This is a genomic window from Micromonospora endophytica (assembly GCF_003236305.1).
In the GTDB taxonomy this organism is placed as follows: domain Bacteria; phylum Actinomycetota; class Actinomycetes; order Mycobacteriales; family Micromonosporaceae; genus Micromonospora; species Micromonospora endophytica.
Map to the genome: position 1 here is coordinate 21,341 of NZ_POTX01000015.1, position 22,166 is coordinate 43,506.

Genomic DNA, 22,166 nt, shown 5'->3' on the forward strand with positions numbered 1-22,166 from the left:
CGAATGACCGTGGCGCGGCAGGTCCGCGCCTCGGGGTCAGGGCCGGCCCGCACGGCGGCTCCGGCAGCCGCTCCGGCGGCGACACCCACAGTCGGTCAGGACGTCGATCAGGAGGATGCGGGCGTCTCGGCGCTCGACAACAGCATGGAACGTACGCGTTTCTTCCGCCGACCGGTGTTCTGGGTCATCCTGGTCATCCTCGGCGCCGTCGTGCTCAGTCAGCTGTTCACCGGTGGTCCCAGCTACCACCGGGTGGACACGTCCGTCGCGCTCGACCAGCTCAACAAGGGCGGCATCGAGAAGGTCGTCTTCCAGGACAAGGAACAGACGATCCAGCTCGAACTCGCCGAGGAGGCCGAGTTCGACAAGACCACCACGAAGCTGATCGAGGCCCAGTTCCCGTACGAGGTCGGCAACGAGGTCTGGAACCAGGTCCTCGACGCCAAGGCGAACAACCGGGTGACCGGACCGGCCGACACCGAGGTGTCGTCCGACAGCATCTGGGTCAGCCTGCTTGTCAACCTGCTTCCCATTGTGCTGCTCGTGCTGCTGCTGCTGTTCTTCATGTCGCAGATGCAGGGCGGCGGCTCCCGGGTGCTCAACTTCGGCAAGTCCAAGGCCAAGATGATCACCAAGGACACGCCGAAGACCACCTTCGCGGACGTCGCGGGCTCCGAGGAAGCGGTTGAGGAACTGCACGAGATCAAGGACTTCCTCCAGAACCCGGCGAAGTACCAGGCGCTCGGTGCCAAGATCCCCAAGGGTGTGCTGCTCTTCGGTCCGCCCGGTACCGGCAAGACCCTGCTCGCCCGCGCCGTCGCCGGTGAGGCCGGAGTGCCGTTCTACTCGATCTCCGGCTCGGACTTCGTGGAGATGTTCGTCGGTGTCGGCGCCAGCCGGGTTCGTGACCTGTTCGAGCAGGCCAAAACCAACGCACCCGCGATCGTCTTCGTCGACGAGATCGACGCCGTCGGTCGACACCGAGGTGCCGGCATGGGCGGTGGCCACGACGAGCGTGAACAGACCCTCAACCAGCTGCTCGTCGAGATGGACGGCTTCGACGTCAAGGGTGGGGTCATCCTCATCGCCGCCACCAACCGTCCCGACATCCTCGACCCGGCGCTGCTGCGGCCGGGCCGCTTCGACAGGCAGATCCCGGTCGACGCCCCCGACATGGAGGGCCGCAAGGCCATCCTGCGGGTGCACGCCAAGGGCAAGCCCTTCACCCCCGACGTCGACCTCGACTCGGTGGCGAAGCGGACGCCGGGCTTCAGCGGTGCCGACCTGGCCAACGTGATCAACGAGGCTGCCCTGCTGACCGCCCGGAAGGACCAGCGGGCCATCAGCAACGACTCACTCGAGGAGTCGATCGACCGGGTGATCGCCGGCCCGCAGCGGCGTACCCGGGTGATGAGTGACCAGGAAAAGAAGATCACCGCGTACCACGAGGGTGGGCACGCGTTGGTCGCCTGGGCCCTGCCGCACGCCGCGCCGGTGCACAAGGTGACGATCCTGTCCCGGGGCCGCTCGCTGGGCCACACCCTGGTGCTGCCCACCGAGGACAAGTACACCCAGACCCGCGCGGAAATGGTCGACACCCTGGCGTACGCGCTGGGCGGGCGGGCCGCCGAGGAACTCGTCTTCCACGAGCCCACCACCGGTGCCGGCAACGACATCGAGAAGGCCACCGCACTGGCCCGGGCGATGATCACGCAGTACGGCATGAGTTCCAAGCTCGGTGCGATCAAGTACGGCACCAGCGGTGACGAGCCGTTCCTTGGCCGCAACATGGGCCACGAGCGGGACTACTCCGACGCCGTCGCCGCCGAGATCGACGGCGAGATGCGGGCGCTCATCGAGCTGGCCCACGACGAGGCCTGGGAGATCCTGGTCGAGTACCGGGACGTCCTGGACAACATCGTGCTCGAACTCATGGAGAAGGAAACCCTCTCCACCGCCGACATGGCACGGATCTGCGCCCGGGTGGTGAAGCGCCCGCCGATGGCCCCCTACAACGGCTTCGGCAAGCGCCAGCCCTCCACCGAGCCGCCGGTGCTCACCCCGGCCGAGAAGGAACGGCTCAAGGTGCAGGCCGAAGCGGACGGGGTCCAGGCCACCGTCGGCGGGGCCAACTCGAACAACTCGGACGGCCCACACTGAGCACCGACGACCCGGCGGCCAGCCCCACCCATCGAGGGCTGGCCGCCTCAGCTACCGAACCGGACGACGTCCTCGACTACATCGCCGCACGACTGGTCAACGGCCGGCTGACCGGGCGACCGGTCGAGGACGCCATCGACCTCGCCCGGATCGAGAAAGCGGTCCGCGAGATCCTGATCGCGGTCGGCGAGAACCCGGACCGCGACGGTCTCCAGCAGACCCCGGCCCGGGTCGCCCGAGCGTACGCCGAGCTCTTCGCCGGCCTTCGCGTCGACCCGGCCACCGTGCTCACCACCACGTTCGAGGCCAACCACGAGGAACTGGTGCTGGTCCGGGACATCGACGTGATGAGCCTCTGCGAGCACCACCTCCTGCCGTTCCGGGGAAGCGCCCACATCGGCTACATCCCTGGCCCGGATGGACGGATCACCGGTCTGTCCAAGCTGGCCCGGCTGGTCGAGGTCTTCGCTCGCCGTCCACAGGTGCAGGAGCGGCTCACCGTCCAGATCGCCGACCTGCTGATGGAACGGCTGTCACCCCGCGGCGTGGTGGTGGTGCTCGAATGCGAGCACATGTGCATGGCCATGCGCGGCATCCAGAAATCCGGCGCCAAAACGATCACCTCGGCGGTCCGGGGCACCCTCCAGCGAGACGCCAAGTCCCGCGCCGAGGCGATGGCACTCATCATTCCCCGCTGAGGAGCTGCCGGCTTCGTCAAGACCTGCGTGACGTCCCTGGCCGACCGTCACACCCTCGGGCGTTCACGCGCCGAGCATGGCCAGCACGATCCCGGCGGTGGCCAACACCGCCGGGATCAGGCAGGTAAGGGCCCCGAACCGGGGAGTCCGATCCACCCGATCCCCGTCCTGGGCCGGGAACAGCCGCCCCACCACGAGCCAGCCCACGCCGAAAGCGAGAGCCGGCGTCGGCAGCCCCACCACAAGTGCCAGGACCGTCACCGGGCTGTTGCCGGCCACCAGGTGCACCGCCACCAGGAGCACCGGAAGAACCAGCCCCAACGGCCCGTACACCAGCAGATTGCGGGCCGCCGGCGGCCAGTGCGCCACCCGAGGCAGACCACGCGCGGCGAGCGTGTCGTCGGCACCCTGCGCCCACCGTCGGGCATCCCGCAGCGCCGCCAGCACCGCCGAGGGACCACCCGACATCGACCTGGTCGCCTCGGACAGCTCCGGCGGTGTCGGTGCCAGCGAGATCGCCGGTACGCCCAGCTCACTCAGCCGAGTCTGCTGCGAGGCCAACCGCGTGCGTACGGCAGTCAACTCCTCCCGGGCGGCCTGCACCGTACGCGCCTGCTCGCTCGCGGCGGTCGCCGCGCCCCGGCGTACCCCATCCAGCTGACGCGCGGCGGCCAGGTACTCCGCCCACGCTGCCGGCACTGGATTCTCCGTAGCTGCGGGCGGCGCGTCACCGGTTCGTTGCCGCCCCGGCCCGGCGCGGAGGGTTCGTGACTGCTCTCGCGTCATGCCGACCCTTCATCCTCGTCACCAGGTACGCGGTACGGCACCAGGACGACGCCACGCTCACCCGGGCCGTCCCAGAGCACCACCCGGTCGGGGCGGGGCCGCCACTCCACCACCCGGCCGAACACCGGTGTGAGCTGTGCGCCCGGCACCCCCGCCACCGCCACGGCGGTCAGCTTGTCGACCGTCTCATCCGGTCCGACCAGCGCCGCGAACGTCGGCACCGTACGCCACCAGCCGAGCAGGTGCTGCCCGGCCGGTGGCCCGTCGGACAACAACATCCGCAACCGGGCGGGCGGCAGCTGCTCCGGTGCCGCCACATCCAGCCCGAACACCACCAGGTACGCCGGCTCGCCGGACTCCATCGCGGCAAGCAGCCCATCGAGCTCGACCTGCTCGACCGGATGCCGCTGGCTCAGCTCCGCAGCCAGGTCGTCGGCGAACGGCCGCGCCTCGACGTCGGGCGCGCAGACCACGAACCGGGCGGTGCCCGGCGCATGGTGGACCGCCGTGCTGCGAGCGGCCATCGCCAACAACCGGGTCGCGTCCGGTCGCGGACCGAGAACGGCGAGGTTCTGCCCCGCAGCCGGCCCGAACGGCACAGTAACCGTGCTCCGCGCGACATCCACGGCCCGCCCGAGCAGCGCGGCCGGAGCGAACGACTGCCCAGCGAGCGCCGCCCGGTAACGGGGATCATTTCCCAGCAGCGGACGGGCGTAGCCGGCGAAGACCACAGGTGGTCTGGATGTTTCGGCACGAGCCGACCAGAGTCGATGCCGTAGCCGCTCGACGGTCTCCGGCTCGTCCCGGGGATCGGGAAACCGGACCAATCGCTCATGACCACGGATGGCACCTCGGGGACCACCGAGCCCGCCGGCGGTGTTCACCACCGCGCTGCCCAGCGGCAGGCCGGCCGCGGAATCGTTTGTGGGTTCCAGCACCGCTGCGCCACCAGGCAGCGCGACCCGCACCGGAAACTGGCCGAGCAGCGAATCCCGCTGCCCGCCGTCGGCGCGCAGCGCCAGACCCAGGTCACCCTCGCCGGCCAGGACCAGATGCACACCGTACGCCCGGCCCGTCCGCGCCAACGCGTCCAACCGGGCGACGGCGTCGGCGGCGAGTCGATCCCGCTCGGCGAAGAGCAGCGGCAGGTTGTCCACCACGCAGACGATCCGAGGCAGCGGACGATGTTCCCGAAGCTCCGCGAAACGCTGCCCACCGGCGCGTACGGACGCCTCTGTGCGCCGCTGGACCTCGGAGATCAACTGATCGAGCAGGTCGGACAAATACTCCCGGTCGGCGGCCAGCGCCGCCGCCCGAACCTGCGGAATCCAGGACCGGTCCCGCTCGGTCTGGAGAAACTCGGCGAAGGATTCGCCGGCACCGAGATCGACCAGATACAGCGCCAGTTCGTCCGGGCCGTACCGGGCGACGAGATTGAGTAGCGCCATGGTCAGGAAGGCGGCGCGACAGGCAGGTGACCTGCCGTTCACCAGCCAGTGCGGAGTCAGCTCGGTGAAACCGAGCGACACCGGGCGCCCACCGGCGTCGCCGATCGCGGCGGTGAGCCCCTCCCCGGCACGCGCCTGCCACAACTCCTCCTGCAACGGCGGCAGCAGGGCGGACAGCGACAGCCGACTGCCGGCCTCGACCTGGGCCGCGAGCCGCCGACAGACGGCGTCGACAAGTTCGGCCGGCGGGTCCGGATCGAGGAACACGGGTGAGTTCAACCCGCCGTCGGTGCCCGGCGCGGCGAAGGGCGCACCGGGCGGGTCGCCCAGCAGCGCGTACGCGGTGCGCATGGCGAGGGCCGTGGCCCGGGGCAGCGGAGCTCGGCCAGCCGGCGGCCAGCCCGCGACGATCAGATGCAGCCCGGCAGCCGGGCCCTGCTCGGCGAGCGTCTCGATCCGGGCCAGGTCGGCGGTCTCGGTCTGCTCCGGCAGCGCGGCCAGCACCAGCACCAGTGACCGGTCATGCCGGCGAGGACCCGTCGTCCCGGCCGACACCCACCCCTCCGCCTCGGTCAACGCGGCCCGTAGCCCGGCGAGGTCGGTGGCGGGCGGGGACAGCACGCCGGCGTCGCCGAGCGCCGCGAACGGCGCCAGCGCCGCGCCGGTCGGGTCCACCACCCGAACCAACAGCGCCCCTGCCGGTGACGCGGCCAGCAGCCGCAGCAGCACGGCCCGCAGCAGCCCGATGACCCGCGGATCGTCCGCGTCGGCGTCAACAGTCAGGTGGCCGGCACCGAGCAAGGGCACCAGAGCAGGGAAACGCGCGTCGTCCAGCGGCGCTGCCGTGCCGATCCGGACGAACGGCGGCAGGCCGTCACCTGCAGGAGCATCGGCCACGATGGAGTCCAGGGCCGCGCCCGCCCAGCCCGGCGCGAGGACCTCAGCCGCAGCGCACAACCGTTCCGCAAGGGTGTGCTGGCGGGCCTGGTCGGCAGGGGCAGGGCGGATGTCATCCAGGACCGCAGCCGCTGCTGCCGCCGTCGCGGCGGCCCGGCGGTGCAGCGCGGCGGCACGAAGCGTCCGTGCCTTCGGACCGCCCACCGTGTCCACCTCCTCCGCCCGGAGTCGGCACCACCCGCCGGGCAGAGACGACCGTATCCCAGCGAAGGCCCCACCCATGGGACGCGAAGCGGCGCTGCGCCGATGTTGTCGTGGATCTCACCGATCGGCAGTGGTTCGTCACGATCTGCTGAAACTGGGGCATTGGGTCGACGGCGTCCAACCGATAGCCTCAGGGGGTGGAATCAGTGCCGCCCCCCGCCGGTTCCCAGGTGTCCCGTGTACCGGCACAACGGACACCCCCGGAGGAGTTGGCCCCGCCTGCGGTCGCACCAGTACCGCAACGGCCCCGCCGGCGGCTCCGTACGGTGCTGACCGTGATCGCCGGAACACTTGCGGCACTGTGCCTGGGCGGCGGAGTGGTCGGCTACCTTCTGTACGACCGCGCCACCACCCCCGACCGCAGCACACCAGCGGTAGTTGTCGATAACTACTTGCGCGCCTTTCTTGTGGACCATAACGATGTCCGGGGGAATCTTTTCGTCTGCGACGGCAGTGCTCAACTTGGCCAGCTTGAATTGCTTAGAAGCGACCTAGCGGTTCGCGAACAGCGCTTCGGGGCCAGAATATGGGTCAGTTGGGAAGAGTTTCACGTTGATCGCCACGACGACTACGCCGACGTGCGAGTCGACCTTACGTTCTCGGCTCAGATCGATGGTATTCGACAGACGGACCGGCAGGCGTGGAAATTTACCACCCGATTGGGCGAAGACTGGCGGGTGTGCGCTGCGGCCCGGGCTGACTAATCAGTTCATTCCATCCACAGGAGATGGACAGGTACTTCCAGCGTGGTTGGCGTCTGGCCGCGCCAGGCCCAGCGGTACCACTCCATCTCCGGCGTGATCCGTACGCAGATGTCGCCCTCTGCACCCGAATAGGTCTCGGTCACGGCCCGTAGATCGCGGTGTTCGACTGCGTCGACCATGTGGACCACCCGCCGGCCCACCACCGAGTCGGCCTCGAAGACCGGTGTCGGCACCCGATGTGCCGGTGCGTCGAGTGAGACGAGTCGGATGCTGCTCCCCTCAGGCGCTGTCGTGGGCGTCCGAGAGCCCACCGTTTCGACCCAGACCCGTTCGACCGGCACCAGTGGCGCGAAGACCTCGACCTGGTCGGATTCGGCGCGGTACCACTCGTGCTCGGGGATGACCGGTACGTAGGTGCGGCTGTTCTGCACCACCCGCTCGTCGGCTCGCAGGTCACCCCGCCACCCGAGGCCGGGTAGCCCCACGAGCACCCGCCGCCCGCGAAGCTCCACTCGGCCGGCCGCTGGAAGGACCTCGATCGGGCGCGGTGGCTGCGGGGCCCAGTCCGGCTGGTCGGCGAATGGATCGGGAAGTGGCTCGGTCATGAGGCGGTTCGGCTCACCCGGCACGCTTCAACGGTGCGCCCTTAGACTGCATGAAGGGCACTGGATCTATCGCGCTCCGGCTGCTGCGGTCGCCATCGGTGTGCACCTCGAAGTGCAGGTGCGGCCCGGAGGAGTTGCCGCTGCTGCCCACCTCACCGATCACCTGACCGGCTTCCACGGTGTCACCAACGGCGACTCGGGGACGACTCACCATGTGACAGTAGCGGGTGACGATGTCCTGGGCATGCAGGACATCGACGAACCAGCCGCAGCCGCCCTTGCCCGGCCAGCCATCCACGTCGCAACTGTGTCGACCGCTCCGATCGGGGTCGCACCGGGATACCAGGACCCGGCCGGTCGCCGCGACCCGGATGAGCGTGCCTTTCGGGGCGGCGATGTCCACCCCGTTGTGTGCCGGGCGACTGGCGGTCCGGAAACCGGACCCGACGCCGCCGGGAATCGGCGCGGTCCATCCGGAGGCGGCGATCTCACCGGACGCGGCGGCGTCGCATACCTGTTCTCCGGCGATCAGGGCGGTTCGGGCGGCGCCGCCGGCCAGCGCGTCGACGATCCGGGCGGCCAGTTCCTCATGCTTGGCGTAGGCGTCGGGGAAAGCGCTGATCTGCACCCGCTGGGCGGCCACGGTCAGTGGCAGCTTCTCCCAGCCGGACACCTCGACGAGTTTTTCGTAGAACTTGCGGGCCGCGTACTCGGGGGTCATCCGCTGGGCGATGCTGCCCCACGACGGACGTTGCTGGAACAGGCCGAGCGAATCATGGTCGGCGCCCACGCCCTCGTGCGGAATGTTCCGCGACTCGGCGACCGTGCGGTTCGCGAGATTGAGCAGTCGTGACTCCTGCATGGCGGTTGCCACGGCGATGACCCAGCCGCGGGGCGGCACCTTCATCTCTTGACCGACCTTGATGATCACGGCGGCGTTACGAAGCTGCCGCTCCCCATACTGGCTGAAGCGGGGCATGGTTCCCGTCACGTCGACATCGAAGTCGCCCGTGCACTCGACGCTGGCCGGCGTCAGCTGATGCTCGGCGGCGTCGCCCCCGAGCTCGGTGAGGAAGAACGCGCCAGTACCACCGGTGCAACAGAGAAACGCCAGCGCCGCCGTCAGGGCGGCGGCGAGGGCGCCTACCCGGACCGGGCGGCGACGAGGTTCGGTATCGGCACTACTCATCCCTGCTCCCAGTCCACGGCGTCGACCAGCCAACGTCCGTCCGGTGCCACAAGTTCGAGCCGGAGCCGCCCGGTGTCGAGCGGGATCAGGGCCTCCACGAAATTCTCACTGCGGGCCTGCACGGTCACCTCGTCCGTCATTTCGCCGGCTGGCACACCGGTCGGATCAGCACCGGAGAGCTTGTCGATGAGGTTGGCCGTCGAGAGCGGACGTAACTCCTCGTGCCAGCGCTCGGCGGCGAGATCGGGCCGGCCGAGCCAGGCCGCCGCAAAACGTTCCGCGACCTTCTCGGGCCCTGCCTCGCCGGACCGGGTGACCGGCGATGGGGTAACCGTGGTCGAGATCGCGCCGTCGTCCCCCGTGGTCGGGTCGACCGTGGTGATCGGCTCAACTGGCCGGTTACTCAGCCCGGCTGACGGATCGTCGGGTCCAGCGACCAGCCGGGCCGCGCCGACCACGCCGAGCACCAGCACCGCGATGCCGACGGCCAGTCCCAACCGCGATCGCAGCAACCGGCTGAACAGGAATTCGATGGCACGCCGCACGGCGGTCACCGGGCCTCGGATCGGATTCGAGGTGCCGGCTTCTCGGGGGCCCGCTCCGCTGAGCCTGGACGGTAGATGACAAAGGACGGGTTCTCGTCCGGCACGTCCGGCTCGGTCCACGCGGCGGGCTGTCGGCGGCGTGGTCGGGGCGCGACGGGGCGGGCTTCACGGCGTCGCTCCTCCGGCGGGCCGGACGCATCGCTTGCCTCCCGGCCGTCCGGGCGCTCCGGTTCGGGACGCTTCGGCCCGGCCGGTGTGCTCGTTGGCACCGGGTCCGGGCGGGCCTCCGGACGCATTCTCGGCTGCTCGACCACGACCGTCCGACGCCGGCCCATACTGGGCTCGGTGGTGCCGCCGGGCTCGGCGGCGTCGAGCCTGGCTGCGGTCCGCATGTCCCGGAAGAAGCGCCGATGCCAGGAACCGGCCGAGCTGACTGCCGCGCTGCTGTCCTTGCCGCCAAGTTGGGTGATCCGTCGGTAGGGACGTAGCAGCAGCCAGCCGACTACTCCACACAGCCAGACCAGTACCACCTGGAGCCAGCCCGCCAGGGTGGGTGTGCTCATGATGAGGTCCACCGCGAAGAGGTAGATCGCCGCGCCGGTACCGAAAATCGCGATGTTGAAGAGGGCGGCGATCACCGCGTTGCCCAGCCGGCGCAGGCCAGCACTTGCCGGTCGGAGCAGACCGATGGTGCCCAGGATCGGTGCGGCGATCACCGCCCACCGGAAGATCAGGAAGCCCAGCAGCACGAGCAGCGAGGCGGTCAGGTCGAACATCGCGAAGAGCAGGGCGGCGAGCACCGCGATGAAGCCCGCGCCGACCCGGTCCATGTCCCGGACGCCCTGCAGGTACTCGTAGGCTTCCGGATCCTCCCGCTCAATTTGTTGCGCGACCGTCATCCACTGCTGCTTCTTGGCGTTGATGGTGGCATCACGGGTCTCAGGACTGGTCCGAATTCTCTCTGCCTCGCCCCATGAGAGCGACTTGGCGTCGTAGAGCGCCGCCCCGTACTTGCGGGCGGTTTCGCTGTCGGCTGAGCCGAGCACACCACGTAGCCAGTTCCGGTAGAGCATCGACTCGGCGGCGGTGTCGCTGGCTCGGACCGCTGGCGGGCGCTTGTCCGTGCAGGCGTCCGGGTTGGGCATGGCACAGCGGCCGGGCGGAACGTCCCTGGCTGCTGGTCCGACCGCGTCATGTACGACGCCGAGTGTGGAGACGAGGGCATCGTCGGCGAGGTTGGCCGACTTGACCGGCCACGCGGCCAACGCGGTGACCGCCACCATCACCACCAACGCCCAGCCTGCCGTGGTCATCGCCGTGCTCATGTCGGACTGACGGGAGCGCCAGAGCAGGTAGAGACCGACGACGCCGAGCGTGACAATGCCGAAGACGCTGAACACCTTCTGGTAGATCGCCTTGGTCGCCTGATCCACGAGCGGATCCGCCCAGCCCCACATCGTGCCCGGTTCCCAGGCACGCTCCCGCAGAGCGTTGGAGGCACCGATGATCGCCGTGGCGATCATGAACTCGCCGTTGGCGATCGTGTTGGTGAACTTGTAGTCCGGATGCAGCAGGGTTGTCGCGCATCCTGACTCGATCTTGTACGTGGTGTAGCTGTAGCCGGCATAGCCGTAGTCGCTGTAGTAGCCCTTCGGGCCGGGTAGCTTAGATGCCTCAGGGCGTGATGCAAACCAGCCAGCGATGCCGGAGTCTGGTGCGGTCGGTGTCGGTGGTTTGAGGCAGGTTGCCTCAGATTCTGCCACCTTCTGGAGTTTCGCGACGCAGGCGCGGAAGTCGACTTGCCATTCCTGGGTCGTGCAGAGTTCGGCGGAGGACTGGTACGCCAGCGGGGCGGCGTACGCCGGTGTGCTGGTGAGTCCGGGCCATCCGATGGTGGCCGCGGCGAGGACGCCGAGGGCCAGGAGGAACGCCGTGATCCGTACCCGGGCCCTCACCATGTCACGCCTCCATGTCAGGCAGCACGGTCGGCAACACCCCGGCAGCGGCGGCGATGGCGGCGGGGGTGGTGTCGAGATGATCCAGCAAGCCGTCCACGTAGGAAACGTCGACGCGTACTTTCTGCACCCGACCGTCGACGTCGCGCATGACGAACTCACGGAAGCCGAGCCGGTGGGCGGAGGTCGCGTCGGCGGTGGAGAGGGAGGCGAGGGTCGCCTCGTACCCGTCGTCCACCGGTACGCGCAGCAGCCGCAGCGCCTCGGAGGCGATCTCGGCGTCTTCGGCGATCCGGCCGACGAAAACGGTCGAGACCAGGTTCTGCACGTCGAGGCCGAGGATGTCGCGTGGGTTCTGGGAGGCGACAAGCGCGGCGAGGTTCCACTTGCGGGAGTCACGAGCGAGGCGGACGAGGAAGGATCGGCCGGAGCGCCATCCCTCCATGAAGTGCGCCTCGTCCAACCCGACCAGCTTGCGTGACGACATCGAGCCGCCGTAACAGCGACGTACCGCCAGCCGGTGTGCGGTGTGCAGCATCGGCAGGGCGAGTGACTCCTCCGCCGACCAGTACTCGCGTTCGATCTTCAGGTCGGGCAGCCGGAGACCTGCCATGGTGATCACCGTGAGTGCCGCGTCCGGGCCGAGCAACCCGTCCGGTGGGCGGCCGAAGAAGAGCATGGCCAGCGGCATCTCCGCAGTGTCCAGCAGCAGATTCGCCAGTTCCCGGCCGGTGTCGTCGTCGAGCCTGCCGAGACAACTCACCACGTCGTCAAGGGTGGAGGTCTCTTCGGCGGGCACCTGGCGTACGGCGTGCCGGAACAGGGTGGCGGTCGAGGCCTCGCGGGCGACCTGGGGCGGTACCAGCATCATGCAGATGTCCTGGACCAGCATCCGCCGCTCGGCTCGAGCGTTGGAGACCGCGATCTCGAATTCCCGGTCCCCGCTGGGCCCCGCCACGAACTCGCTGCGCAGCGGCGTCGGGATCAGCGAGTACGGTGCCAGCGTGCCGTGTTCGGAGCCGGTCAGGTTCAGCACGCGGGAGTACGGTCGCAACTCCGGCATCGCACAGAGCCGGGCTAGCGGGCCGGAGGGGTCGAGCAGGGTCACCTGTACGCCGCGTCGGGCGGCCAGGTAGCCCAGCGCGCCGAGCAGCGTCGACTTGCCGCCACCCGGTTCGGCCACGAAGACCGCGAGGCCGGAGCGTTCCCGGACCTCCATGGGGAAGTGCAGGTCGAGGAAGACCGGCCGCCGGCAGGTGCCGGCCGTGCGGCCGATCAGGTCGCCGCGGCGGTCACCGACAGTGGACGCGGCCTGCGGCAGCGCCGCCGCCAGCAGGGGGACCGGCATGCGTCGGACGTAGCCGGTGTTGGCGATCGGTTCACCGGGGATGAACTCCCGGGCCAGCCAGTCCTGGTTCTTCGGGTGTTGCAGCGAGATGCGCAGCTCGCGGGAGTACAGCTGGATCAACCGGCGGGCCCGTTCCAGGCACTCCTCCCGGGTGCGCCCACCCACCGCGATCCGGTGCCAGCCGTGGGCTCGGGCGGAGTCGACAGGCAGGCCGGTCGTCATCTCGTCGCCGATCACCAGCGCCCGCTTGGCCAGCCGCTCCAACTCCGGCGGCGCGTCGATGCCGTGTTCGGCGTAGTCGAGCTGCTGCGATCTGATCATCCGCAGTCGGTGTTCGAGATTGCGGAAGGAGTCACCGGAGCCGAGGATGTCGACCCGGGTGGAGAGTTCCATCGGCCAGGGCAGTCGCTCGTGGAAGTGCAGCCAGGGCTCGTGGCGCTCGGGGATCTCCAGCGGCTCCATCCGGCCCACGGCGAGCACCGCCACGTGTCGTTCCTCGCCGGTCATCCGGTTGACCAGCTTGACCGTCGAGCCGTAGGGAGTGCGGTAGCGCTCCACCTGCTCGGTGAGGGCGAGCAGGTCACCGCGTTCCCAACGCCCGTCGGTGATGGGAGAGAGCGCCCCGGGTGGCGCCATGCAGAGCGCCACCGACCGGTAGAGCAGCCATTCCAGTTCATCGGCGGTGACGCGTCGGCCGCGCATGCCGAACGCGCCAAGCACCTCGTCGAACTGCTCGACGGTGCGGCCCAGCTTGCGTCGCTCACCCTCGGCGACACCTCGACCGAAGGTGCGTAGCAGCCGCTCGGTGAGCGAGTCGCCGAGTGATCGGCGGGCGAAGGTGACCCCGAGATAGGTCTGGCCCTCGGCGTGGTTCACCGAGAGCAGGTGCCGCTGTGCGGCCACCAGGTGGTCGGCCCAACTGGTCGTGCCCGGCACGTCGGGCAGCGGCGTGGCGGTGTTGGTGTCGATGGTGCGGGCCCACTCGTCGGCCGGGAAGGGCCGGGTGGTGCGGCGCAGGTGCAGTCGGAAGCCGGCGAGGCCGGCGTACTGCTCCGAGATCGCCGAGAGCAGTGCCTCGCGTTCCGCATCTGGCCGGAAGGCCCAGCGCACCTCGGGTAGCCAGTACCAGGCGGTGACGGTGTTGGGGGTGAAGGTCAGGTGTCCGGCGATCTCGGTGATGGCCAGTTCGACAGCGGGGTCACGATCCCCGAACTTGATCTTCGGTGGGCGGACCCGGGTGGGCTTGATCGGCCGGTCGCGGCGGTCGACCGCACGCTGCCGGGGCGGCGTGGTGGCGCGAGCGGCGGTGGTCTTTTCCGGTGCCCGGGCCGGCGGGCCGGCCGTCCGGCCGCCCTCGGGAGTCGGTTCGGCGGCAGGCGGCCGAGCACCCGGCCCCGGGGCCACGGGCGTGGGCGCCGGAACCGGAGACGGTGCCGGTGTACGGAAGGAGGGCGGCGTGCCCGGACCGGCGGTCGCGGCAGGCTCGTCAACCGGCCGGCTGGCTGGTGCGGGCGGCGCGGTGACCGCGGGTTGCGCGGCCGCGGCGGGTGGCGCGGGCGGGGCCGGCCGGCGGGTCAGTGGTGCCGGTCCGGGCGCGGCGGGCTGCTGCGGCAGGGCCCGCGCCGGTAGGCCGTTGGGCCGCTGGGCGGCGCCCTGACGGGGGTACGCCCCACCGAACAGGTCCAGGAAGGGCGAGTCGATGTCGGCGTTGTCGCGCGCCGGCCCGGGCTCTGCCGCTCGGCGTTGGGCCGGACGGGGTGCCTGGAAGACGCCGACGCTGCCGTGGCCGGGACTGGCGGCGAGCGCCGGATCGAGGGAGCCGTCGTCAGCCTCGTCGGATTGCGGGTAGTCGAACGAACGCGCACGGTTACCGTGTGGTGCGGCCGGGTGTCCGGCCGGGGATCCCGGCGTGGAGGAGCGGCTCATGAGATCGCCCTGCCCGCGCCAGTGGGCGATGTCGGGCGACAGTGCTTGTCGGGGTTTCGCGCCAACCCTCTGCGCGGCCCGTACGACGTGCAGCCGGTCATGCCAGTTCCTCCCGGATCCTGATCCCGCTGCCGACCAGGCGCGGGTCGCGCTGTTCGGCGGCCGGCTCCCGGGTGCGTCGCCAGTCGGTTAGCGCGGTGCGGATCACCATGCGCGCGGGCCGATCCGGGTCGACGTACCGGAAGACGAACGAGGTGGTCACGATGGCGAGCGCGATCTCCCAGGCGGGGAAGAGTTCGACCTGCATCGTGAACAGCCAGTGGATGAACATGTAGAGGGGAACGAGCAGGATGAACAGGCCGTACTGGGCGTACGGCAGGTGGACCGGAAGGGTGTAGCCGGGCGGCCCGAGGTAGACCAGGCGGGCCCGGTAGATGTCGTCGTCAGTGCGCAGCCGCATCTCGTGCCCGCGCCTACTGGAAGATCAGGTTGATCAGGAAGTCGCCGATGAAGAAGAGGGTGGCGGCCCCGGCGATGAAGGCCAGGCCGACGATCGCGATCGCGGAGCTGGTCAGCACCTTCGAAATCTCTCCCCGGCTGGCGCGACCGATGAAGATGACGCCCAGCACGGCCAGTAGGATCGGAGCGATCTTGCTGGCGAAGAAGGTGACGACGCCCTCTGTGTTGATCCCCTTTGGTTCCTCGGCGGCGAGTGGGATCGACGACGCCACAGTGGAGAGCAGGTGGAGGGCGTTCGTGGACGCCGTTTCCATCAGCTCGATGGCGATCACTGGAACCTCCCCAAGTCGCGGCCGGCGGCGCCGCGGTGGTGCAGTAGGCAAGCCTGACGGGATGGTGCTCACTCGGCGCAGCGCGCGAGACGCTGCGTACAGCATCCGCCACTGAAAGTGGCGATTTTTGGGTGGATTCTCCCGCTTCGGCCCTCCCTAACCGCGTCGCCATCTCGATGCCGGGCAATTCCACAGCGTACGGGCCGCCCCTCTTTGCGACAAGCCGCGAAGAGGCTGCCCGAATCGGCCCGGACGACCGATCGTACACCTGTTCCAATTGCCATGTCAGGGCCCTTCAGCCCGGGCTGATCGACGCCGCCCTGTAGACCGGTACGGTCTAGTCGTGACGGATCTGGTACGGGCTCCGGCCCCGGTGGTGATGGGTGTCCTGAATGTGACGCCCGATTCGTTCTCCGACGGTGGGCGGTACGCGGACGTCGACGCGGCCGTCGCACATGGAGTCCGGCTCCGTGCCGACGGTGCCGGGTTGGTGGATGTGGGTGGAGAGTCGACCCGGCCCGGCGCCGATCGGGTCGACGCCGACATCGAGAGTGCCCGGGTGCTGCCGGTGGTCCGTGCGCTGACCTCGGCCGGCGTACCGGTGAGCATCGACACCACCCGCGCCCGGGTCGCCGAGGCCGCCCTTGCGGCCGGTGCGGTGGTGGTGAACGACGTCTCCGGTGGGCTGGCCGATCCGGACATGGCACGGGTGGTCCGCGACGCCGGCTGTCCCTGGGTGCTGATGCACTGGCGGGGCCATTCCCGACAGATGAGCGAGCTGGCCAGTTACCGCGACGTCGTGGCCGACGTCCGAGCCGAACTCGACAAGCGGGTGTCGGCGGCGCTCGCCGCCGGGGTGGCTGCGGACCGCATCATCATCGACCCGGGCCTCGGCTTCGCCAAGACGGCGGCACACAACTGGCAGCTCAGCGCCCGGCTGCCGGAGCTGCTGCAGTTGGGCTATCCGCTGCTCTTCGCGGCGAGCCGCAAGTCGTACCTCGGTCTGTTGCTGGCCGGACCGGACGGCACGCCACGCCCGACCGCCGACCGCGAGATGGCCACCGTCGCGACAAGCGTGCTCGCGGTCGCCGCCGGTGCCTGGGGCGTGCGCGTGCACGACGTGCGGGCGACAGTCGACGCACTCGCTGTCTGGCAGGCCACCGGCCGCCCGAAGCTGACCTGGCCGCCCGGGCCAGCCGCGTCGCCCGGGCCAGCCGGGTCGCCCGGGCCAGGCGCGCCGGTCCCCGCCACCGCCAGCGGTGCCGAACAGCCTGTCGACGGGAGGTAAGCCGGTGACCGACCGGATCGAGTTGACCGGCCTGCGGGCGTACGGCCGGCACGGGGTGTACGACTTCGAACGCGCCCAGGGGCAGGAGTTCGTCGTGGACGCCGTACTGGAGTTGGATCTCAGTCCGGCCGCCCGCTCCGACGACGTGGCGGACACGGTGCACTACGGCGAGCTGGCCGACCGCCTGGTCGCGGTGGTGACCGGAGAGCCGGTCAATCTGATCGAGACTCTCGCCGACCGGCTGGTCGAGGTCTGCCTGGCTGATCCCCGGGTGCACGGCGCGACGGTCACCGTGCACAAGCCCGAGGCGCCGGTGCCGCACGCCTTCACCGACGTGGCCGTCACGATGCGCCGGACCCGGACCCGATGACCCGCGCCCTGCTCTCGCTCGGCAGCAACCTCGGTGACCGGCTCGGTCACCTCCGGACCGCCTTGGCGACGTTCGGCGAGAGTGTGCTGATGGTCTCGGGGGTGTACGAGACGCCACCGTGGGGGGACGTCGAGCAGCCCGCGTACCTGAACGCGGTGCTGTTGGCCGTGGACCCTGCGGCCGGCCCGTACGACTGGTTGGCCCGGGCAAGGGCGGCGGAGCACACCGCGGGCCGGGTCCGGGACCCGCAGCGGCGCTTCGGGCCCCGTACCCTCGACGTCGATGTCATCGCGGTGTGGGCCGACGACGATCGACAGGTGCTCAGCGACGACCCGGAGTTGACACTGCCACATCCGCGGGCGCATCTGCGGGCCTTCGTGCTCCGGCCGTGGATCGACATCCAGCCCTACGGTCAACTGCCGGGACATGGTCGGCTGACCGATCTGCTGACCTGCGGCCCGGCTGCGGCCGAGGTCGCGGAACTGCGCCCACGGCCGGATCTGCGGTTAGAGTCGGGAGCATGACGCAGTCCCCACCTCCCGACGGGCCGCGGATGGGACCGACCCGCATTTCGACCCTGGTGGTGACCGCCCTGGCCACGGCGGCGGCCGCCTGGTTGCTGATCAGCAGTCTCTACTACAACCGGATGCCCGCGCTGCCCTGGCTCCCGGTGATCACCCTGGCCGGTCTCGCGGTGCTGGAGGCCTACGCCGCGATCAACACCCGGGGGCGGATCGAGCGGCGGCCTGGCCGTGACCCGGTGAACCCGCTGATGGTGGCCCGGTTCGTCGTGCTCGCCAAGGCGTCCGCCCTGGTTGGGGCGATCTTCGCCGGCTTCTACGCGGGATTGACCGGCTGGTTGTTCGTGCAGACCACGCGGGCGGCAGGTGAGGACCGCCCGGCCGCCATCGCGGGTCTGCTGGCCTCGGTCGCCCTGGTGGCTGCTGCGCTCTGGCTGGAGCGGTCCTGCCGGGTTCCGGAGCGGCCGGAGGACGAGCAGGAGCCAGACGACCGGGAAACCCGTCCGGGCCGGCGTTAGCGCCTGGGCCGTACTGCTGGCGCTTGCCGCGCCACCTCGGTCCGGGAGCTTCCTGACGCCTACCGACTCTCCGGCACCCGATCGACGGGGGTTACGCCCGGCTGGGAGCGCGGGTACGGTGCCTGCGACCGGGAGGCAACGGCCGCCGCCGGTCCGCCCGCGCGTCGGTGCAGTCCGGGCGGCCGCTGGAAGGCAGGATTCATGGGGTACGACGAACCGGGCCGGAGCGGATCGGCGGAGCCGACCTCCGGCGTACCGGCCGGCGGGGCGGACACCGTAGTGGACGACTCCCGCAGCGGTGAGTCGGGTCCGGACCGGTTCGGCGTCCACGTGGTCTGGGAGACCCTGCTCCTGCTCGGCTTCGGCGCCCTGGTGTATTTGCTCTGGCGGGAGGATCCGGCGGCGCTGCGGGGCAACGGCCTACGCGACCTCATCCTCGACGTGGTCGGTCTCGGTCTGCTGGTGATGGCCGCCGGGCTGAGTCTGCGTACCGCGGCGGTGAACCTGGCGATCGGGCCGGTGGCGGTCGCGGCCGGGCTGCACTTCGCCGAACAGGGTGACCGGGGTCTGGTCGTGGCCGTCGGTATGGCCGCCGCGGTCGCCGCGCTCGGCGGGCTGCTGCTGGGGTTGGTGGTCGTGGTGCTGCACGTGCCGGGCTGGGCGGCCAGCCTGGGTGGTGCCGCTGGCGTGATCGTCTACGTCGAGCAGCGTTCCGCGCCGGTGCTAGTGCAGGGGGACCACGATCCGCGCGCCATCGCCGGTCAGCTCTTCGTCGGGTTCGCCGCGATCGCGATCATCGGCGGGTTGTTCGGCGCGATGGGCCCGATCCGCCGCCTGGTGGGCCGGTTCCGTCCGGTCGCCGATCCGGCGCGGCGGCGGGGGGTGGCGGCGGCCGTCGTCACGACCGGCGGGTACGTCTGCTCCACAGTGCTGGCGATGTTCGCCGGTGTGCTCGTCGCCTCGGCTGATGGTGCGGTGACCCCGGCCGCCGGCCTGGACTGGACGGTGTTGGCGGTGGGTGCCGCGCTGCTCGGCGGCACCAGCGCGTTCGGTCGGCGGGGCGGCGTGTTCGGCACGCTCGTGACGGCCGGCGCGGTCGGCCTGTTCTTCACGTACGCGCAGACCAGCGGCTGGACGGTGAGCCGCTGGGCGGTCGGCGGTGTGGCGCTGGCCGCCGGACTCGTGGTCACCCGACTCGTCGAGGCGTACGGCCGGCCGGCGTCGGGGCCCACCGCGCGGCCGGTGTCACCGGCCGGTGGTGATCCGGCGAACGCCGGCGGATGGGCCGTGCCACGGCCGGAACCGGTGGGCGACTGGCCGCCCGTGCTGCCGACCCAGCAGTCCGGGGGCGCGGCCGACCCATGGGGCGGTCGACGGTGGGAGGCCGGCTCGCGGAGCTGGGACGCCGAGGATCGGTGACCTGCCGGCTCACTCCCGGCGCGCCGTCGGCATGCCGGATGTGATCTCGGCGGTTAGGCTCGGCGCATGACCGACACATCATCGATCTCCGGCGGCCGGTCGTTCGAGGAACTGGACGTTCTCTCCACGGAGGAGCTGCGCGAGCAGGCGTTCGCGCTGGCCCGGGAGCGCCGCGACGTGGGGTTCTTCTGGTCGGTGCTGCGGCACCTGCCGAACGCGGACGAGGCTGCCGCGCTGGACGGAGCGCCGAACTCGGTCGGGCCGACGATTGACGAGGCGGCCGCCCTCTGGCGGGAGATGACCGGTCACGGCTACGAGGAGTCTGCGCCGCTGCTGCGGGCCGCCTTCATCGACTACCTGATGAAGCACTGACGCCTGCGGGTCGATCAGGCCGTGATCGGGCCGAGCCCGGCGTAGCACCATAAATCACGCCTGGCGTTTGCCCATGTCGATCCGCTGGGAACTAGCGGGCCATGGCTCTCACCAATCGTTACAAGTCCGCACCTGGTGCCGGCACCCTCGCGGCACTTCTGCTCGTCCTGGTCTTCGGCAGCCCGTGGTACGCCGACTGGGCCCGGGACAACACCGATCCGGACAGCGCCGGCGGGTGGTTCCTGAGACTGCTCGCCTGGCCGGCCTGGCGGTTCGACTCCTCCGACTCGATCCAGGAGATCTTCGCCGCGGATCTGAAGGCGATCCTCGTGGTCGTCCTGACCTTCGTCTTCCTCTACCTTCTTCCGGGCTCCCAACTCGCCCGCGCCCGGGGCACCCTCAGCCAGTTCTTCGCCGGCTGGGCCGCGTACATCTTCGCGGGAGCGTTCGCGGCCCTGCTCACCGCGCTGATCCGCACCGACCCGACGCTGCTCGGCGCCTTCCAGGCCGCCGGCGACGGCGCGGAGTACGGGATCTTCACCGGCTGGATCATCGGGATCGCGACCCTGGGTGGCTACCGGGGCCGTCGCTGACGTCGGTGCGGCACCGCCGCCGCCCGCCGTGGCCGGGCCTGTCCGAGGACGGGCCCGGTTCCACGTTCCGGCTCAGCTGGACGGTTCCGCCAACGCCAGGATGCGCTCCCGGCGCAGCAACCCGACCGGCCTGCCCTCCTCGGTGACCACGGCCTGCCCGCTGGGCGAGGTGAGCAGCACCGCCAGCGCGTCGTACGCCGAGCCACCCAGCGACACCACCGGCAGTTCCACCGAGGCGTCGGCGGGCAGCGGTTCGAGCACCTCCCGGGTGACCGGGGTGACCACGAGCCGTCGGATGCCCCGGTCGGCCCCGACGAACTCGCGGACGAACGGGGTGGCGGGGGAACCGAGCAGAGTGGTGGGGCTGTCGTACTGCTCCAGCTGGCCACCCTCGGAGAGCACCGCGATCCGGTCGCCGAGCCGGACGGCCTCGTCCAGGTCGTGGGTGACCAGCACGATCGTCTTGCGTACCTCGGCCTGCAGGCGCAGGAACTCCTCCTGTAGGCGGGTCCGCACGATCGGGTCGACGGCGGAGAACGGCTCGTCCATCAGCAGCACCACCGGATCGGCCGCGAGCGCCCGCGCCACACCTACCCGCTGCCGCTGCCCGCCGGAGAGTTCGTGCGGGTAACGCCGGCCGAACTGGGTCGGGTCGAGGCCGACGAGCTCCAGCAGCTCCCCGACCCGCTGCCGGGCCCGGTCCCGGGACCAGCCGAGCAGGCGGGGGACGGTGGCGACGTTCGCCGCCACGGTCTGGTGGGGAAACAGCCCGACGTTCTGGATCACGTAGCCGATCTGCCGCCGCAGTCGTACCGGATCGGCCTGTGTCACGTCGGAGTCACCCAGCAGGATCCGACCGCTCGTCGGCTCGATCAATCGGTTGATCATCCGCAGCACCGTTGACTTGCCACAGCCCGACGGGCCGATCAGCACCACCAGCTCGCCCGCGTCGACGTGCAGGCTGAGGTCACGGACCGCCTCGGTGCCGTCCGGATAACGCTTACCGATGCCGTCGAGAGTGATCGACGCCGCGCGCTGACCGTCGCCGTCAGCCGGGGTACCGTCCACGTATGTTCCTCCGCCTGAGCTATCGGGCCGACCCGGGTAACCCGTGGTTCTCCTGGCAGTACCTGCGGGACAACTCTGACACGGTGACGACGGCGCTGCGTGACCACACCACGCTGACCCTACGGGCGGTGGTGATCGCCGCGTTGGTCGCCGTCCCACTGGCCGTGGTGGCGTACTGGTTCCGGCCGCTCACCGGCCCGATTCTCGCATTCACCGGTGCGCTCTACACGATCCCGTCCCTGGCCCTGTTCGCGTTCATCGCGCCGTACCTGGGCATCGGCGTCGCGACGGTGCTCAGCGTGGTGGTGCTGTACGCGTTGCTGGTGATCGTCCGGAACACCGTCGCCGGGCTCCATCAGGTACCCGCCGAGGTGCGGGAGGCGGCCGAGGGGATGGGGTACGGCCGCTGGGGTCGGCTGCTGCGGGTGGAGCTGCCACTGGCCCTGCCCGGCATCCTCACCGGCCTGCGGCTGGCCACCGTCTCCACGGTGGCGCTGGTCACCGTCGGGGTGGTGATCGGACGCGGCGGGCTGGGACAGATCATCTTCGCCGGCTTCCAGAACAACTTCTACAAGTCCCAGATCATGACCGGCACCCTGCTCTGCGTCCTGTTGGCCCTGGTGCTCGACCTGCTCCTGCTCGGCGTGGGCCGGCTGCTCACCCCGTGGCTGCGCGGGCGGACCGGATGAGCGGCCGGACCG

General features: G+C 70.4%; 21 protein-coding genes. 11 read left to right on the forward strand and 10 right to left on the reverse strand.

The window, feature by feature from the left end; translation table 11 throughout:
• Positions 1-144 precede the first annotated feature (144 nt).
• Complete coding sequence (gene ftsH, locus C1I93_RS03995; protein ID WP_111241862.1) at positions 145-2,160, forward strand: ATP-dependent zinc metalloprotease FtsH; 2,016 nt, start codon at positions 145-147, stop codon at positions 2,158-2,160.
• Positions 2,161-2,198: 38 nt separating this feature from the next.
• Complete coding sequence (folE, locus tag C1I93_RS04000) at positions 2,199-2,858, forward strand: GTP cyclohydrolase I FolE (protein WP_111241839.1); 660 nt, start codon at positions 2,199-2,201, stop codon at positions 2,856-2,858.
• Between the two features lie 63 nt (positions 2,859-2,921).
• Here folE and C1I93_RS04005 read toward each other — a convergent pair whose 3' ends face one another.
• Complete coding sequence (locus C1I93_RS04005) at positions 2,922-3,644, reverse strand: hypothetical protein (RefSeq protein ID WP_111241840.1); 723 nt, start codon at positions 3,642-3,644, stop codon at positions 2,922-2,924.
• Positions 3,641-6,202 carry an FtsK/SpoIIIE domain-containing protein gene (locus C1I93_RS04010; protein ID WP_181445003.1) on the reverse strand — a complete coding sequence of 854 codons (2,562 nt, stop codon included), beginning with the start codon at positions 6,200-6,202 and terminating at the stop codon, positions 3,641-3,643. Before C1I93_RS04010 ends, C1I93_RS04005 begins: the two co-directional genes overlap by 4 nt.
• A gap of 188 nt (positions 6,203-6,390) precedes the next feature.
• Between C1I93_RS04010 and C1I93_RS04015 the strand changes: the two genes are divergently transcribed.
• Positions 6,391-6,957 carry a hypothetical protein gene (locus C1I93_RS04015; protein ID WP_420811745.1) on the forward strand — a complete coding sequence of 189 codons (567 nt, stop codon included), beginning with the start codon at positions 6,391-6,393 and terminating at the stop codon, positions 6,955-6,957.
• A 5-nt stretch (positions 6,958-6,962) separates the two neighbouring features.
• Here C1I93_RS04015 and C1I93_RS04020 read toward each other — a convergent pair whose 3' ends face one another.
• From C1I93_RS04020 to C1I93_RS04050, 7 genes are all read right to left on the reverse strand, one after another.
• Positions 6,963-7,562: a hypothetical protein gene (locus C1I93_RS04020; protein ID WP_111241863.1), complete on the reverse strand. Its 600-nt coding sequence runs from the start codon at positions 7,560-7,562 to the stop codon at positions 6,963-6,965.
• Between the two features lie 13 nt (positions 7,563-7,575).
• The gene (locus C1I93_RS04025; RefSeq protein ID WP_111241843.1) at positions 7,576-8,751 is read right to left on the reverse strand and encodes a M23 family metallopeptidase; all 1,176 of its coding nucleotides are present in this window, start codon (positions 8,749-8,751) and stop codon (positions 7,576-7,578) included.
• Complete coding sequence (locus C1I93_RS04030; protein ID WP_111241844.1) at positions 8,748-9,305, reverse strand: hypothetical protein; 558 nt, start codon at positions 9,303-9,305, stop codon at positions 8,748-8,750. Before C1I93_RS04030 ends, C1I93_RS04025 begins: the two co-directional genes overlap by 4 nt.
• Positions 9,302-11,254: a DMT family transporter gene (locus C1I93_RS04035; RefSeq protein WP_111241845.1), complete on the reverse strand. Its 1,953-nt coding sequence runs from the start codon at positions 11,252-11,254 to the stop codon at positions 9,302-9,304. The genes C1I93_RS04030 and C1I93_RS04035 overlap by 4 nt, the downstream gene beginning before the upstream one ends.
• 1 nt (position 11,255) lies before the next feature.
• The gene (locus C1I93_RS04040) at positions 11,256-14,525 is read right to left on the reverse strand and encodes an ATP-binding protein (protein WP_111241846.1); all 3,270 of its coding nucleotides are present in this window, start codon (positions 14,523-14,525) and stop codon (positions 11,256-11,258) included.
• A 97-nt stretch (positions 14,526-14,622) separates the two neighbouring features.
• Entirely contained in the window at positions 14,623-14,985 is a 363-nt protein-coding gene (locus C1I93_RS04045) for a hypothetical protein (protein ID WP_111241847.1), read from the reverse strand.
• Positions 14,986-14,998: 13 nt separating this feature from the next.
• Positions 14,999-15,316, reverse strand: coding sequence for a hypothetical protein (locus tag C1I93_RS04050; protein ID WP_111241848.1), 318 nt, complete (start codon positions 15,314-15,316; stop codon positions 14,999-15,001).
• Positions 15,317-15,659: 343 nt separating this feature from the next.
• Between C1I93_RS04050 and folP the strand changes: the two genes are divergently transcribed.
• The 7 genes from folP (at position 15,660) to C1I93_RS04085 (ending at position 20,397) form a co-directional block, all read left to right on the forward strand.
• Positions 15,660-16,604 carry a dihydropteroate synthase gene (folP, locus tag C1I93_RS04055; RefSeq protein ID WP_111241849.1) on the forward strand — a complete coding sequence of 315 codons (945 nt, stop codon included), beginning with the start codon at positions 15,660-15,662 and terminating at the stop codon, positions 16,602-16,604.
• Between the two features lie 4 nt (positions 16,605-16,608).
• On the forward strand, positions 16,609-16,974 hold the full coding sequence (gene folB / locus C1I93_RS04060; RefSeq protein WP_111241850.1) for a dihydroneopterin aldolase: 366 nt from the start codon (positions 16,609-16,611) through the stop codon (positions 16,972-16,974).
• Positions 16,971-17,498: a 2-amino-4-hydroxy-6-hydroxymethyldihydropteridine diphosphokinase gene (gene folK, locus C1I93_RS04065; RefSeq protein WP_111241851.1), complete on the forward strand. Its 528-nt coding sequence runs from the start codon at positions 16,971-16,973 to the stop codon at positions 17,496-17,498. Before folB ends, folK begins: the two co-directional genes overlap by 4 nt.
• 29 nt (positions 17,499-17,527) lie before the next feature.
• A complete protein-coding gene (locus C1I93_RS04070) occupies positions 17,528-18,013 on the forward strand; it encodes a DUF3180 domain-containing protein (protein ID WP_420811746.1) in 486 nt (161 codons plus the stop codon).
• 201 nt (positions 18,014-18,214) lie between these two features.
• Positions 18,215-19,432 (forward strand): ABC transporter permease, encoded by a 1,218-nt coding sequence (locus C1I93_RS04075; protein WP_111241853.1) that lies wholly within the window; start codon positions 18,215-18,217, stop codon positions 19,430-19,432.
• A gap of 66 nt (positions 19,433-19,498) precedes the next feature.
• Complete coding sequence (locus tag C1I93_RS04080) at positions 19,499-19,804, forward strand: hypothetical protein (protein WP_111241854.1); 306 nt, start codon at positions 19,499-19,501, stop codon at positions 19,802-19,804.
• A gap of 101 nt (positions 19,805-19,905) precedes the next feature.
• On the forward strand, positions 19,906-20,397 hold the full coding sequence (locus tag C1I93_RS04085) for a hypothetical protein (protein ID WP_111241855.1): 492 nt from the start codon (positions 19,906-19,908) through the stop codon (positions 20,395-20,397).
• Positions 20,398-20,469: 72 nt separating this feature from the next.
• Here the strand turns inward: C1I93_RS04085 and C1I93_RS04090 are convergent, their stop codons facing one another.
• Entirely contained in the window at positions 20,470-21,465 is a 996-nt protein-coding gene (locus C1I93_RS04090) for an ABC transporter ATP-binding protein (protein WP_111241856.1), read from the reverse strand.
• Between the two features lie 2 nt (positions 21,466-21,467).
• On the opposite strand from C1I93_RS04090, the gene C1I93_RS04095 reads away from it, so the two are divergent.
• Positions 21,468-22,154: an ABC transporter permease gene (locus C1I93_RS04095; RefSeq protein WP_111241857.1), complete on the forward strand. Its 687-nt coding sequence runs from the start codon at positions 21,468-21,470 to the stop codon at positions 22,152-22,154.
• The last annotated feature ends 12 nt before the right edge of the window (positions 22,155-22,166 follow it).

Coding starts and splice junctions, on each gene's coding strand:
- ftsH (WP_111241862.1), top strand. CDS start 145: ATGGAACGTACGCGTTTCTTCCGCCGACCGGTGTTCTGGGTCATCCTG.
- C1I93_RS04005 (WP_111241840.1), bottom strand. CDS start 3,644: ATGACGCGAGAGCAGTCACGAACCCTCCGCGCCGGGCCGGGGCGGCAA.
- C1I93_RS04020 (WP_111241863.1), bottom strand. CDS start 7,562: ATGACCGAGCCACTTCCCGATCCATTCGCCGACCAGCCGGACTGGGCC.
- C1I93_RS04025 (WP_111241843.1), bottom strand. CDS start 8,751: ATGAGTAGTGCCGATACCGAACCTCGTCGCCGCCCGGTCCGGGTAGGC.
- C1I93_RS04035 (WP_111241845.1), bottom strand. CDS start 11,254: ATGGTGAGGGCCCGGGTACGGATCACGGCGTTCCTCCTGGCCCTCGGC.
- C1I93_RS04040 (WP_111241846.1), bottom strand. CDS start 14,525: ATGAGCCGCTCCTCCACGCCGGGATCCCCGGCCGGACACCCGGCCGCA.
- C1I93_RS04045 (WP_111241847.1), bottom strand. CDS start 14,985: ATGCGGCTGCGCACTGACGACGACATCTACCGGGCCCGCCTGGTCTAC.
- folK (WP_111241851.1), top strand. CDS start 16,971: ATGACCCGCGCCCTGCTCTCGCTCGGCAGCAACCTCGGTGACCGGCTC.
- C1I93_RS04070 (WP_420811746.1), top strand. CDS start 17,528: ATGGGACCGACCCGCATTTCGACCCTGGTGGTGACCGCCCTGGCCACG.
- C1I93_RS04075 (WP_111241853.1), top strand. CDS start 18,215: ATGGGGTACGACGAACCGGGCCGGAGCGGATCGGCGGAGCCGACCTCC.
- C1I93_RS04080 (WP_111241854.1), top strand. CDS start 19,499: ATGACCGACACATCATCGATCTCCGGCGGCCGGTCGTTCGAGGAACTG.
- C1I93_RS04085 (WP_111241855.1), top strand. CDS start 19,906: ATGGCTCTCACCAATCGTTACAAGTCCGCACCTGGTGCCGGCACCCTC.
- C1I93_RS04095 (WP_111241857.1), top strand. CDS start 21,468: ATGTTCCTCCGCCTGAGCTATCGGGCCGACCCGGGTAACCCGTGGTTC.